Annotated in this window: 12 protein-coding genes; 9 read left to right on the top strand and 3 right to left on the bottom strand. The window is 38.3% G+C overall.

What is annotated here, in order from left to right; translation table 11 throughout:
* Nucleotides 1–25: 25 nt before the first annotated feature.
* The 5 genes from argS (at nucleotide 26) to AAFN64_RS11980 (ending at nucleotide 6,735) form a co-directional block, all read left to right on the top strand.
* A complete protein-coding gene (gene argS, locus AAFN64_RS12000) occupies nucleotides 26–1,801 on the top strand; it encodes an arginine--tRNA ligase (RefSeq protein WP_347760612.1) in 1,776 nt (591 codons plus the stop codon).
* A 29-nt stretch (nucleotides 1,802–1,830) separates the two neighbouring features.
* Entirely contained in the window at nucleotides 1,831–3,294 is a 1,464-nt protein-coding gene (locus tag AAFN64_RS11995) for a hypothetical protein (RefSeq protein ID WP_300486186.1), read from the top strand.
* On the top strand, nucleotides 3,284–4,705 hold the full coding sequence (locus AAFN64_RS11990) for a GDSL-type esterase/lipase family protein (protein WP_347760611.1): 1,422 nt from the start codon (nucleotides 3,284–3,286) through the stop codon (nucleotides 4,703–4,705). The genes AAFN64_RS11995 and AAFN64_RS11990 overlap by 11 nt, the downstream gene beginning before the upstream one ends.
* 14 nt (nucleotides 4,706–4,719) lie before the next feature.
* Nucleotides 4,720–6,405 carry an MBOAT family O-acyltransferase gene (locus tag AAFN64_RS11985; RefSeq protein ID WP_347760610.1) on the top strand — a complete coding sequence of 562 codons (1,686 nt, stop codon included), beginning with the start codon at nucleotides 4,720–4,722 and terminating at the stop codon, nucleotides 6,403–6,405.
* 123 nt (nucleotides 6,406–6,528) lie between these two features.
* Nucleotides 6,529–6,735 carry a hypothetical protein gene (locus AAFN64_RS11980; protein WP_300486190.1) on the top strand — a complete coding sequence of 69 codons (207 nt, stop codon included), beginning with the start codon at nucleotides 6,529–6,531 and terminating at the stop codon, nucleotides 6,733–6,735.
* Between the two features lie 93 nt (nucleotides 6,736–6,828).
* Here AAFN64_RS11980 and AAFN64_RS11975 read toward each other — a convergent pair whose 3' ends face one another.
* Nucleotides 6,829–7,725 (bottom strand): hypothetical protein, encoded by an 897-nt coding sequence (locus AAFN64_RS11975; RefSeq protein ID WP_300486192.1) that lies wholly within the window; start codon nucleotides 7,723–7,725, stop codon nucleotides 6,829–6,831.
* Nucleotides 7,726–8,046: 321 nt separating this feature from the next.
* Between AAFN64_RS11975 and AAFN64_RS11970 the strand changes: the two genes are divergently transcribed.
* Nucleotides 8,047–8,919, top strand: coding sequence for a Dam family site-specific DNA-(adenine-N6)-methyltransferase (locus AAFN64_RS11970; protein WP_300486194.1), 873 nt, complete (start codon nucleotides 8,047–8,049; stop codon nucleotides 8,917–8,919).
* A gap of 104 nt (nucleotides 8,920–9,023) precedes the next feature.
* Here AAFN64_RS11970 and AAFN64_RS11965 read toward each other — a convergent pair whose 3' ends face one another.
* Entirely contained in the window at nucleotides 9,024–9,473 is a 450-nt protein-coding gene (locus AAFN64_RS11965) for a GNAT family N-acetyltransferase (protein ID WP_300486196.1), read from the bottom strand.
* A 178-nt stretch (nucleotides 9,474–9,651) separates the two neighbouring features.
* A complete protein-coding gene (locus tag AAFN64_RS11960; RefSeq protein WP_347760609.1) occupies nucleotides 9,652–10,923 on the bottom strand; it encodes an NAD(P)/FAD-dependent oxidoreductase in 1,272 nt (423 codons plus the stop codon).
* Nucleotides 10,924–11,319: 396 nt separating this feature from the next.
* Between AAFN64_RS11960 and ffh the strand changes: the two genes are divergently transcribed.
* From ffh to AAFN64_RS11945, 3 genes are all read left to right on the top strand, one after another.
* Nucleotides 11,320–12,657 (top strand): signal recognition particle protein, encoded by a 1,338-nt coding sequence (gene ffh, locus AAFN64_RS11955; RefSeq protein ID WP_300486202.1) that lies wholly within the window; start codon nucleotides 11,320–11,322, stop codon nucleotides 12,655–12,657.
* 62 nt (nucleotides 12,658–12,719) lie between these two features.
* Nucleotides 12,720–13,607 carry a tetrahydrofolate dehydrogenase/cyclohydrolase catalytic domain-containing protein gene (locus AAFN64_RS11950; RefSeq protein ID WP_300486204.1) on the top strand — a complete coding sequence of 296 codons (888 nt, stop codon included), beginning with the start codon at nucleotides 12,720–12,722 and terminating at the stop codon, nucleotides 13,605–13,607.
* Nucleotide 13,608: 1 nt separating this feature from the next.
* Complete coding sequence (locus AAFN64_RS11945; protein WP_347760608.1) at nucleotides 13,609–14,103, top strand: GNAT family N-acetyltransferase; 495 nt, start codon at nucleotides 13,609–13,611, stop codon at nucleotides 14,101–14,103.
* Nucleotides 14,104–14,735: the final 632 nt, after the last annotated feature.

Below are 14,735 nucleotides of genomic sequence, written 5' to 3'. Positions count from 1 at the left end.
TTGCACGCTTAAAAATAAAATCACCATGACATTATCACAAATTCTTACGCCTCCTATACAAAAAGCGATTCAGGCTTTATTTGATGTTACACTCGAAAAAGTTGAATTTCAGGTAACACGCAAGGAGTTTGAAGGCGATATTACAATGGTAATTTTTCCGCTTTTAAAATTAGTGAAAAGTAACCCGGTAGAACTGGGGACGAAAATAGGACAATACCTGGTAGATAATACCGAAGAGGTAGTGCGTTTTAACGTGGTTTCAGGATTTCTGAATATCGTGATTGACGATGTTTACTATTTGAATTTTTTCAACACGATAAAAAATGATGAACAGTATGGTTTTTGCTCACCAAAAGAAGGCGATAAAGCCATAATGGTAGAATATTCATCGCCAAATACAAACAAACCGTTGCATTTAGGGCACGTTCGTAATAACCTGTTAGGGTATTCGGTTGCCGAAATCCTAAAAGCATCCGGTAAAAAAGTATATAAAACACAAATCATCAACGATAGAGGAATCCATATCTGTAAGTCGATGTTGGCCTGGCAAAAATTTGGTCAGGATCAAACTCCGGAAAGTACCGGATTAAAAGGCGACAAACTGGTAGGGAATTTTTATGTGACGTTTGATAAAGAATATAAACAACAGATTGCGGCGTTAATGGCTGAAGGCAAAACAGAAGAAGAAGCCAAAAAACAGGCTCCGATAATTCTGGAAGCTCAGGACATGCTGCGCAAATGGGAAGCTGGTGATGCTGAAGTTGTAGCACTTTGGAAAAAAATGAACCAATGGGTGTACGACGGATTTGCGGTGACGTACAAAAATCTGGGTGTTAATTTCGATAAAGAATATTTTGAAAGCAATACGTACCTGCTTGGAAAAGATGTGGTACAAATGGGCTTGGAAAAAGGCGTTTTCTATAAAAAAGATGACGGATCGGTTTGGATCGATCTTACTGCCGACGGACTGGATGAAAAACTGGTATTGCGTTCGGATGGTACAGCCGTTTATATGACACAGGATATCGGAACCGCGATTCAGCGTGTAAAAGATTTCCCGGATGTAGGCGGAATGGTATATACCGTAGGAAACGAACAGGATTACCACTTTAAAGTATTATTTCTGATCCTGAAAAAATTAGGCTTTGATTGGGCTGAAAGTCTATATCATTTGTCCTATGGAATGGTTGAATTGCCTTCCGGAAAAATGAAATCCCGTGAAGGAACAGTAGTGGATGCGGATGATTTAATGGAAGAAATGACCACAACGGCACAATCCATCTCGGAAGAATTAGGAAAACTGGATGGTTATACCGATGCTGAAAAAGCAGCACTTTATAAAGTGATCGGAATGGGGGCGTTAAAATATTTTATGCTAAAAGTGGATCCGAAAAAGAGCATGTTGTTTAATCCGAAAGAATCTGTGGATTTTGCCGGAAACACAGGTCCTTTTATTCAGTACGCTTATGCCCGTATTCAATCCATTTTGAGAAAAGCAACTTTTAATCTGGACGAAACAGTAAGTATTGAATTACACGAAAAAGAAAGAGAACTTGTAAAACAGATCGCGTTATATCCGGAAGTGATCCAAAATGCGGCTTCGCATCATAGTCCGGCGTTAATTGCAAATTATATCTATGATCTGGTAAGAGAGTACAATTCGTTTTATCAATCGGTTTTAATTCTTGGAGAAGAAGACAACGAGAAAAAAGTATTCCGAGTACAATTATCTAAAAAAGTAGGAGAAATCATCGAATCGGCATTCAAACTTCTTGGTATTCAGGTGCCGGAACGAATGTAATTCAGGATAAACGATTAAATAATAAGACGGTGAATCAGCCAAAATCATATTTTTTTCAATCACTTGCCATTATTGCCATTTCGATTGTAGCTTTTATTGTTTTTAAATCTTTCCTTCCTAAAAAACTGTTTACGGAAACAGGAGGGAATTCCAAAAATGTTGTAATCGACAGTTTGCTTTTGGAAGCTATCGAAAAAGATACGATCAATAAAGACGAAGAGGATACTATTTCCAAAGAGCCTATCAAATTTAAGGCAGTGGATGGTATTGTTTTCCCGACGGAAACCTTTCAGGATTACAAAGGATTCCAGCATTTGGTTGGTTTTTTTGAAAAGCTTTTTCAATTGGAAACGAATCAGGAAGGTAAAGTGCGTATCGCTTACTTTGGCGATTCGATGACCGATGGCGATATGATTGTACAGGATTTCCGATCGAATTTTCAAAACCGTTTTGGCGGAAATGGAGTCGGTTTTGTAAATATTACTTCAGAATCGGCCGCATCCCGTGGATCGATAAAACACGAGTTTTCGACCAATTGGAAAACACAATCGTATCTGAATGTGAAACACCCAAGAAAACCGTTTGGAATTAACGGACATGTGTTTTTTGCGAATGATACCGCGCATGTGGAATGGGTAAAATACAAAGCATCGAACCTGCAACATCTTAGCGAATTGTACAATCCGACCCTGTTCTACGGGAAATCGGGTAATAAAGAAGCTAAAATTGCCTATAAAATCGGTAACGATACGATTTATAAAAAACTAAACCCGTCCCGACTGGTAAACAGTATTTCATTGGGTAATACCGTTAAAAACCTAAAAGTTGATTTTATCAAAGCGGATTCTATCCCGGTTTACGGTTTTAATTTTGACGATGGTAAAGGTGTACACGTGGATAATTTTTCCAACAGAGGAAATTCCGGTTTGCCAATCACAACATTCAATACCGATGTAATGCGTCAATTCCAGGAAAAGTTGGGATACGATCTGATCGTTTTACACTATGGAACCAACGTATTAAACTACGGTTCGTATAATTATGGTTGGTATGAACGCAAAATGACCAATGTGGTAAATCACCTAAGAGAGTGTTTTCCAGGTGTTGCGATTTTAATTGTGTCTACAGCAGATAAGTCTACAAAATACGATTTGGAAATGAAAACCGATTCGGCTGTTGTACCATTAACCAATGCGCAGAAAAAATATGCCATCCAATCTCAATCCGGATATATCAACCTGTATACTCTTATGGGTGGCGACGGATCGATGGTGAAATGGGTGGAAGAAGCACCGGCATCGGCAAATAAAGACTATACACACTTTAACCATAGAGGCGCTAAAAAAATATCAGACCTGATCTATAACCAGATCAGTCAGGGTTATGAGCAGTACAAAAAACTACGTGCAGCCAGAAAAGCACCGGCAGTAGCCAAACCCGTAGTTAAAAAAGACAGTGTGACCGTTAAAAAAGACACTACTCATGTGCAATAAATTCCTTTTTATACTGCTATATGCCTTTTATGGCGGACCTGCTTTTTCCCAGGTCGACTCCCTTGAAACGGTAGTTGATACGTTGGAGATTGAAGAACAACCTGTTGTTTATGGCGATAACAAAATCGCGAATACCGCTGCTTTGCAAAAGTTTTTCGAAAAACTGTATACGTTGGAAGTTACCGGTAAAGGCAAAGTCAACATTCTTCATGTGGGCGACTCGCATATTCAGGCAGATTTATTCACCGGGGTTATTCGTAAAAACCTACAATATAAATTTGGAAATGCCGGCCTTGGTTTTTCCTTTCCATATAATTTGGCGAAAACCAACGGAAGTTATTACGTCCGTTATTCGTCAAACGAATCCTGGAGCAGTTATCGGAATATAAATCCGGTAAACGGAAATCCGGTTGGATTAAGCGGAATTGCTTTAACAACCAATGCCAAAGATTTTGCCGTAGAAATCAACGTAAAAGATCCGGCATACGAATTTAATACCCTGAAGATCCTGACGCCACAAGGTCAAAATCTTTTTGATGTGGCAACCAGTTCCAAAACAATTGTATTGGAATCGAATGTGCCGAAGAAAATCAATCATAAAATTAAAAAGGGAGAGGTTATCTCGATCATTGCCGAAAAATACAATGTCTCGGTAGCCGAACTTAAAAAAGCCAACGGCTTAAAAAACAATAACATTCGTGCCGGAAAAACATTGCGTATTCCAACGAATGAAATGCAAAAGAAAAGTATTAAACGTTCGGAGTTTATCCCATTATCACTTGAACAGCAGGATGGTGTTTACAGTTATTATAATGCCGAAACGATTAAAAAAATATACCTGTTACCTAACAAAAATGCATCAAAGTTTGCCTTAAACGGGTTGGTGTTTGAAAAAGACAACCCGGGTATTGTTTACAACAGCATTGGTGTTAACGGAGCTAAGTTTTCGGATTATAATAAATACCCATTATTTTTTGATCAGGTTCCGGCATTGCATCCCGATTTGGTGATTGTTTCACTGGGAACGAATGAAACGTTTGATAAAATGGATGTTACAGCTTATATGGCGCAACTAAACCAATTTGTAGAAACGATCAAACAGAAAAATCCGGAAGCCGAAATATTAGTAATGACACCACCACCGTCGTTGTTATACCGTCGCTCTCTGAATACTTTTGCAGCCGACTATACCCGTGAGATTAATACACAATCCGAAAGTAAGCAACATGCGGTTTGGGATATGTTTTCCATTTTTGGAGGATTATACGGTGTGAACAGGAATTATCGTCAGGGATTAATGTCTGGCGATAAAGTACATTATTCTAAGGCGGGTTATGAAAAACAAGGAACACTGTTTACGGAAGCCCTTTTACAAGCCTACGAGAATTATAAAACAAATTTGAAAAATTGATTACGTTTTTGAATATGCAAGATTGGTTTGCCCATAATATAACGTCGCTTTTTACCGGAATTACTGAAGAAACAGTAAAGAATTGGTTTTTATACAATCCGAAAGAGCCGTTGTTGTTTAATACCGGATTATTCCTGGGATTATTTCTCGTTTTTTATTCGGTCTATATTCTTACCCGAAAAACGTTCCACCTGAGATTGGTCTATGTGATCTGCTTCTCATTATTTTTCTATTATAAATCCAGCGGAATCTATTTCCTGTTACTACTGGCATCGTCGGTGGTCGATTATAATTTGGGGAATGTATTGCATCGGGAAAGTCGGGCGACTGTAAAAAAAATCTATCTGGCTTTTAGTGTGGTGTTAAACCTGAGTTTCCTGGGTTATTTTAAATATACCAACTTTATAATCGAAAACTATAATGCCCTTTCCGGGGAACATTTCGATTTCCAGAAGATCATCCTTCCGGTTGGAATTTCCTTTTATACGTTCCAATCGATTAGTTATATCATAGAAGTATACCGAAAAGAGATTGAGCCGACCAAAAGTTATGTTGATTATCTGTTTTTCGTGTCGTTTTTCCCGCAATTAGTGGCGGGTCCGATCGTACGGGCTAAAGACTTTTTGCCTCAGATTTACCAAAAACTAAACATCACGAAAGACGATGTAAACCGGGCATTGTTGTTGATCATTGGAGGATTGATTAAAAAAACAGTAATCTCCGATTATATTTCAATCAACTTTGTCGATCGGGTATTTGATGCACCATCGAGTTATACCGCATTTGAAAATCTGATGGCGTCCTATGGATATGCCATTCAGATCTATTGTGATTTCTCCGGATATTCCGATATGGCTATCGGGGTTGCGCTATTATTAGGATTCAAATTGCCAACCAACTTCCGTACACCTTACCAATCGGCTTCGATTACGGAGTTCTGGAGAAGATGGCATATTTCATTATCAACCTGGTTAAAAGACTTTTTATATATATCTGTCGGAGGAAATCGTAGCGGATCTTTTGCAGGATTTTTATTCCCGGCGTTGTTTTTCTTCGGATTAATTGTTTGGGGAATCAATTATGCACCAACCAGCAATATTCCGTTAATTCTGGCGGTGAGTTCACTGGTTGTGTTTTCATTGACTTTCCTGTTATCACGTGATAAAGAGCGTACCATGTTTACCAATGTGAACCTGTTAACAACGATGTTGTTGGGCGGGCTATGGCATGGAGCGAGTCTTCGATTTATTATTTGGGGCGCTTTACACGGTGTGGCTTTGGCGGTTCACAAAATTGTTATCGAATATTTCCCTTCCAAAAAAGAAGAGAAGAAAGGTTTTGGCGGAACAATATGGCATGTATTTGCTATAATTCTGACGTTTCATTTTGTAACCTTTTGTTGGATCTTTTTCCGGGCTAAAGATTTTACTACGGCATTAGAACTGATTCATAATATCGGTAACCTAACCTTTGATCTGGAACAATGGAAAGTAATCGCCATGGGATATAAAAATGTATTTATACTAATGACGATAGGTTTTATCTGGCATTTCCTACCGGAAAGAATTGTAAATGCCATGCAGGGAAGTTTCCGCGCTTTGCCAATTGTAGGGAAAGCGATTATTTTGGGATTGGCATATTGGCTGGTTTATGCCACCGCATCGGCAGGACCACAACCGTTTATTTATTTCCAATTTTAAAATATAAGGAAATATTAAGAAGATATTATAAGGATCATTTTGTTTTTTTGCTAATTTTGGAATGATTCTGCTAAAACAGAAGTTTGAAAAACAATCTAATAATTAATCAAAAATAAGAAGACAATGAAAAAATTAATGGCAATTGCAGCGGTAGCGCTTTTCACAGTATCGATGAATGTTAATGCACAGGAGCAAAAACCAAAAGATAAAAAAGAGTGCTGCTCAGCAAAAGGAAAAACGGAAGCTAAAAAAGCATGTTGTTCAGCTGATAAAGCAACAGCAAGCACTGAAAAAAAAGCATGTTGTTCTAAAGATGCTAAAAAAGCATAAGGATATCACACAATACAAAAGCCGCTTTATAGAAGCGGCTTTTTTTATGTTGATAAGAGATAAACATAGAATATCTAAAAAGTTTTTTATAGTTTATTTCATCATAATACTTGTTTTTCCGGGTTGCTTGTGATCCGATTCCATGTCTTTTTTCCATTCTTCCACTAATTCAGGAATACGGGTTATAACCTCACGACCAAAGATCACTTCATCGACCAAGCCAATATGCATCAGGTCGACCAGTCGACATAAGTATGATTTTCCTTTAGCCCACCATGTATAATAATCATCTATGATCAGATAGTTTTTAACCAATTTTCCGGTTTGATATTGTGCTTCACATAGTTCCCAGCCGTCCAGTTGTGCCGCATAAACACTATCGGAAACACGGCTGCCAAAAGTAGTGGTATAATAGTATTCTTTGATTTCCCATATTGCCCTTGGGTTTGTAGCCGATGGGAAAACTCCGTTTGCTCTGCGTGGTAACACTCGTACAGGAAAATTGTTTTCCGTTATGACTGTTAATTCTTTTGGAGCAAAATCACAACTATAATCTCCTTTATATTTCGAAATAAGCATATTAACAATTCCCTTTAAATAGGCATAATCCTTTTTTTCTTTTTTTTGTTTGTTAAGCGGTAACGGGCAATCGGGATTTAACTCCTTTTTTAGAGAATAAAATAATTCCTGTGCCTGATCCCGATTCATCAAAAGTGGTAAAATAGAATCCGTTAATAGTTCCCTTCGGTATTTCATATAAGAAATGATTTTTAAGCCGAGTTCTGTTAAGCCATCTTCGTTGATTAACTTATTATAGTTAAAGTGATCATTTTTAAAGGCTTCAATGATCTGCTGAACGGTTGGAACGACCAAATTGGTCTGTGGATTGGACGCACTCGGTTTTTTTGTAAAACCAAGCCTTTGATTTAATATTTTAATATTGGCCCAGAATTCCAGCGGCTGGTTTTTAAATCTATCGTTTGGTTTCATTTAATTTCTGTTCAAATTTTGTTATAAATTCTATTAATGTCATATCCATTACTTCGACAAAAGATTTTAATTCGATAAGATCAATTCTTCTTTCACCGTTTTCTACTTTACTGACTAATGATTGAGGAACACATAGCCGAGTTGCCAGATCATGTTGTCGCATATTATTACTAACTCTCGAATTATATAGAATTTCCCGTAAAATTCGATATTCTTTGCTATAAAGGCTTTTATTCATTAAACTAAGGTATTTATTGTCAGGGCATATCCCAAATCAGGATACCAATATGTACAGATTATATTTGAGCAAATAAAATAGCTATGTCAATTGAAAATAAGAATGCTGTAAAAAAGCAGCCTCCTCAGTTCCAATTGCTGAAATGGATAGGAAACAAACAGCGAATCGCAGGACAGATCATACAGTATTTCCCGGTGAAGTATAATACTTTTTATGAACCTTTCTTTGGGAGTGGTGCAATAATGGCAACTTTGTGTCCTAAAAAGGGTGTCGGATCGGATATCTATTCGCCTTTAATAGCACTTTGGGAAGCACTCAAAGAAGATCCGGAGAAATTAATTGACTGGTATAGGGAGAGAATTGACCGCATTAAGGTTTCAGATAAAGTTACCGTGTATAATCAAATCCGCGAATCTTTTAATCGATATAACAACCCGGCGGATTTTATTTTTCTGATACGAGTTTGTTATGGCGGTGTGATTCGGTTCCGAAAAGCAGATGGTTGGATGAGTACACCTTGCGGCGTGCATAATCCTATTACAACGGAAACATTCCAAAAGCGGGTTTACGAATGGTACAATCGCTTGAAGCATGTCGAATTCCGACAATGTGACTATAGGGTAATCTTTGATCAGGCCAGAAAAGGCGATCTGATTTATTGTGATCCTCCCTATCCAAATAGTCAGAATATTCTGTATGGGGCGCATAGTTTTAAACTAACGGAATTATTCGATTGTATTGAATCAGCAAAACAAAAAGGAGTACGCGTGGCATTAAGTTTAAACGGATTCTCAAAATCGGGGAGCTATTTGCAGGCTATATCGGCTACAAGCGATTTATTTAAGGAAGATATTTCGCTTCCGTTGGGAAATTCAATGTTAAAACGATTTCATATGGAAGGATTGAATCTGGAGAAGGAGCGAATCATAAAAGACAGGCTATTGCTAACCTATTAAACCGGTCGGGATTTACGATTCCCGACAAGTTTGTCCGGTATTTGTATTTTATTGACTTTGGAAGAATCGTGAATAAAGTATCCGGTTGGTAAATGTATAGCACATTACACTTCAATCTGATAAATTCGGGAAGTCTCTTCCCACGGATGATACCCGTCTCCGATATATTGGAAACCGTATTTTTCGTAATAACCGATATGATCCGTACAAAGGTTCAGGTGTTTAAAACCGGCCGCCCGGGTGTCTTTTTTTGCCCGATCCAATAACAGGGAGCCATAGGCATGACCGCGGTGTGCTTCGGCAATATACATGGCACAAACCCACGGATAGAGATCCATCCGACTGATAAAGTCATTAGTGATCAAACCGGCGCATCCGATGATTTCGGAGTCTTTTTCCAAAAGATACCATTGTGGCAAAGGTTGCGGCGCATCGATACAATTACGGATGCAATCTTCATAAATGATAGCCGGAACTTCGGGCCAGCTTTGTTGTAAATAGCGTATTGCGGTGTCTTTATATTCCGGGTTTTCCCGAACGGATAGTATTTTCATTGCGATTATATATAAAAGGAATTTATAATTAGGAATAGATAAACGAAATATTCCGGTAAACTAATTTATGATTAATCTTACAAATTAAGGAAATATAATAGTAAAACAAAACAAGAGTAACGTCGAAATTATAATTATGATCATAAAAAAAACAGCCGAAGCTGTTTATGATATTGATTTAAGATGACGTATCATCATTTTTACCTGGTCGAATGATCATTCGCAATGGCTGGTCTTTCGAAAAATAGGCAACCGTCCAGTTATATAAAGTCTGTAATCGATTGCGATAGGTAACCAACGACATCAGGTGAATAAACAACCAAACCAACCAGGCAAAGAATCCGTTAAAATGGACTTTTGGTTTTTCCAGATCAACAACGGCCTTGTTTTTTCCTATAATGGCCATCGAACCTTTGTCGTTATAACTAAAAGGTGTTAGCGGTTTTTGGGCCACCATGGCCTTAAAGTTTTTCGCCAGATGACGTGCCTGTTGTATGGCAACCTGTGCCAACTGTGGATGTCCGTTCGGAAATTTCGGATCGGTAACCTGTATACAGGTATCGCCTACGGCATAGATATTCGGGAAATCTTTAAGTTTGTTGTGTTCGTCCACCTGCATTCGTTTCCCACGACCGTAAACGGTTTCCGGTATTCCGTCAAATAGTTTGGCACTGACTCCGGCTGCCCAGATCAGGGTTTCCGTTTTAATGGTTTTTCCATCGGCAAAATAAACCGTACCATCTACATAATCTTTAACCTGTGAATTTAAACGCACTTTAACACCAAGTTTCGTTAACGCTTTATAGGTGTTTTGTTGTGAATTGACACTCATCGGGGCCAAAACGGCCTTTCCGCCATCAACCAGATAAATGTCGCTTAAGGTATTGGCAAGCTCGGGATATTCTTTTCGCATAATTCCGTTGCGCATTTCGGCAAACATCCCGGATAATTCCACTCCGGTTGGTCCGCCGCCGGCAACGACTATGGTTAGCAACTGACGTCTTCTGCGCGGATCTTCGCAAATAGCCGCTTTTTCCATTTGTTGCAATAAACGGTTTCGCATTTCGACAGCATCGTTTAACGTTTTCATCGGAATGGCATTTTTGCGAACATTATCCATTCCGAAATAATTGCTTTCGGCACCGGTAGCAAATACCAGTTGATCATATTTTAATTCGCCATTCGAAAGTATCACTTTATTATTTTTAGCATCTACCCGAAGTAGTTCTGCCAATCGGAATGTAATGTTTTTTTTGCCCGAAAATAACTTCCGGAACGGATAGCTAATACTGGAAGGTTCCAGAAAAGCGGTCGCTACCTGATAGATGAGCGGAGGGAAAAAATTATAATTGTTTTTGTCTACCAGTGTCACCTGAAAATCGGGATTGTTACCCAACGCTTTTGCCAGATTGATACCAGCAAAACCACCTCCTATTATGACTATTTTCATACGCGTAGTGTTTTAAAAAACGGAGTGTTTTTACAGTAGTATTCGTGTTAAATCAACACTATAAATTTACCCATTTATAAACGGATAACCAATTGGAAAACACTATTTCATATAAAATATAACAAAGCATTAACTTTTAAACACTATTTTCATCGATACAATAAAAAAAGCGATAAAATAAAATTGAGTCGCCAAAATCAGATCCTATGTTTTTTGAAAAAATAAAACAGAACCGACCTGAAAGCATCGTTTTTTGGATCAGAATCGACTATAATGCTGCGTAATTCGCAAAAGGATTGACTTGCGGCTGCAATTCCTGTTTTTTTGTGGAACGATTCTGTGGAACTTCAAAATCAAATTCTTAAATTTGCACCTCATTAAACGAAACACAGAATCATGTTTGATAATTTAAGTGATAAACTCGATAAAGCCTTTCATATATTAAAAGGTCATGGAAAAATTACGGAAGTAAACGTTGCCGATACCTTAAAGGAAGTGCGTAGAGCGTTACTGGATGCCGACGTTAACTTTAAAATTGCCAAAGATTTTACCACACGTGTAAAAGAAAAAGCCATCGGTGAGGATGTATTAACAACCTTACAACCGGGGCAATTAATGGTGAAAATCGTTAAAGATGAATTAACCGAGTTGATGGGTGGGGATGTAGCCGGAGTGAATTTGTCTGGAAATCCATCTGTGATTTTGATGTCCGGTTTACAGGGATCTGGTAAAACCACTTTCTCCGGAAAGCTGGCGAATTTCCTGAAAACAAAGAAAAACAAAAAACCTTTATTGGTAGCCTGTGATATTTACCGACCGGCAGCGATCAATCAGTTGCACGTAGTTGGTGATCAAATCGGTGTGGAAGTATATTCCGAACCGGAAAATAAAAACCCGGTTGAAATTGCACAAAATGCAATTAAACACGCGAAAGCCAACGGTTATAATGTGGTGATTGTCGATACGGCCGGACGTTTGGCAGTTGATGAAGAGATGATGACCGAAATTGCCAATGTTCACAAAGCAATCGAGCCACAGGAAACCCTTTTTGTAGTGGATTCCATGACGGGTCAGGATGCGGTAAATACGGCAAAAGCGTTTAACGATCGTTTGAATTTTGATGGAGTTGTTCTGACAAAATTAGACGGGGATACCCGTGGTGGAGCGGCGATTTCGATTAAATCGGTGGTGAACAAACCGATTAAATTTATCGGAACCGGAGAAAAGATGGAAGCGATTGACGTTTTCTATCCGTCACGTATGGCCGACCGTATTTTAGGTATGGGAGACGTAGTGTCCTTAGTAGAAAGAGCTCAGGAACAATATGACGAAGAAGAAGCGCGAAAATTACAAAAGAAAATCGCGAAAAACGAATTCGGATTTGACGACTTCCTGACGCAAATTCAGCAGGTTAAGAAAATGGGTAACATGAAAGACCTTGTCGGAATGATTCCCGGAGCCGGAAAAGCGTTGAAAGACGTAGAAATCGAAGACGATGCGTTTAAACATATTGAAGCGATTATTCATTCGATGACACCGGACGAACGAAAAAAACCGGCGCTATTGGATGCGAAACGTAAAGCAAGGGTTGCGAAAGGATCCGGAACCAATATTCAGCAGGTAAATCAATTGCTGAAACAATTCGACCAGATGAGCAAAATGATGAAGATGATGCAGGGAGCAGGCGGAAAAAACCTGATGCGAATGATGGGAGGAATGAAAGGAATGAGATAAAATAAAGACGCGATTAGTCGCGTCTTCTTTTTTAGATAAAAACAACACACAAATACACACGAATGCAACTACTAGACGGAAAAAAGATTTCGGAGGAAATCAAAAATGAAATTGCTGCCGAAGTGCAGAAAATGAAAGAAAACGGAGAAAAGGTACCACACCTGGCAGCCGTAATCGTTGGAAACGACGGTGCGAGTCTTACTTATGTAGGTAGTAAAGTAAAGGCTTGCGAAAGAGTAGGCTTCGAATCGACTTTGGTAAAATTGCCAAGTACGACTTCGGAAACGGAATTACTGAAAAAAATCAAAGAATTAAACGAAGACGATGCTATCGATGGTTTTATCGTGCAATTGCCGTTACCGGATCAGATTGACACGCAAAAAGTATTAATGGCGATTGATCCGAGTAAAGATGTGGATGGTTTCCATCCGGAAAATTTTGGAAAAATGGCATTGGATATGTCAACGTTTATTCCGGCAACACCATTTGGAATCCTGGAATTGTTAGAGCGCTACAATGTGGAAACAAAAGGAAAGCACACGGTAGTAATCGGAAGAAGTCATATTGTTGGACGTCCGATGAGTATTTTGATGGGAAGAAAAGGTTTTCCAGGAAACTCAACAGTTACTTTAACGCATAGTCATACAAAGAATATTACGCAGATTACAAGTCAGGCGGATATTATTATCACAGCATTGGGAGTTCCAAATTATCTGAAGGCCGAAATGGTTAAGGATGATGTAGTGATCATTGATGTTGGGATTACCCGTGTGGCAGATGAAAAATCGGAAAAAGGATATGTGATTACCGGAGATGTGGATTTTGATAATGTGAGCAAAAAAGCATCCTTTATTACACCGGTACCGGGAGGTGTTGGTCCGATGACTATCGCCATGCTGATGAAAAACACATTATTGGCAAGAGAACAAAAAAGATTAAAAGCAGAATAAAATGATCATTACCGAGGTAACTTCACAAAATCAATTGGAAATTGTAAAGTCTTTGGCCTATACCATTTGGCCGGATGCTTACGGTGCTATTTTATCGGAAACGCAATTGGAGTATATGCTCGATAAAATATATGCGATTCCGGCATTGGAACAGCAACAGCAAAACGGACAACAATTTGTTTTGGCGGAAGAAGAGGGAGTATATTATGGATTTGCTTCTTTTCAGATTAATTATAAGGAAGGGAAAACCAAATTGCATAAAATATATGTACTACCGCAAACACAGGGTAAGGGTGTTGGAAAGTCCCTTTTGCACTATGTAGAGGCTGCAGTTAATCAAAATAACAATTCCTCCTTGTTGTTAAATGTAAACCGTTTTAATAAAGCGATCGATTTTTACAAAAAACAGGGGTTCGAGGTGATTGGTGAAGAGGATATTGCTATCGGTGAAGGTTATCTGATGGAAGATTATATAATGGAGAAGAAAATAAAATAAAACAAGCCGCAGGATTTCCTGCGGTTTTTTGTTTTTATACCAGACAGGTTTCCGAAAGCTGTCTGGTATTTTTATTATATAGAGTATCTTGATCAAAAGAATTTTTGGTTGGGATTTAGCACTACCTATATATAGTAGTAGCTTTTTTATTTACAGATAACCGATTTTTCACAACGGATCAGATATTATTTTTAGAAAATGCACCTATATATAAGTGGTGATTATACTAATTTGTGATGACCTGACAGGTTTTTGCAACCTGTCAGGTCTGGTATTTCAGGAATAAAAAAAGTCCAAACCCCGCTAAAACCGCGTAATCACACCAAAGACACCAAATAAAGCTAAAAAAATCGGTATTGTTAAGTCTTTGTAATGAGAGCATTAAGAAAAAGATTTAAAAAAAGGTTATATAAAGTTTGCGAAACCGGAAAAAGGTTCTAGTTTTGCAGCCGCAATAAGGGAGTTCATTGAATGTAAAGTACAGCAGATTGGGATTGACTAAGGTTAGAAAAAAAAGTCAAAAAAGATTTGCGAGAAATAAAAAAGTGATTTACCTTTGCCACCCGCAAAACAGGGAAGTTCCTTGAGTTATTGAGTAAGAAAAACGAAGAAAATTTTTTCAAAAAAAACTT

Source organism: Flavobacterium sp. CAU 1735 (assembly GCF_039888695.1).
GTDB lineage: Bacteria > Bacteroidota > Bacteroidia > Flavobacteriales > Flavobacteriaceae > Flavobacterium.
Note: the sequence above shows the minus strand (reverse complement) of the source record. Positions and strands in the feature narration are given on the sequence as shown.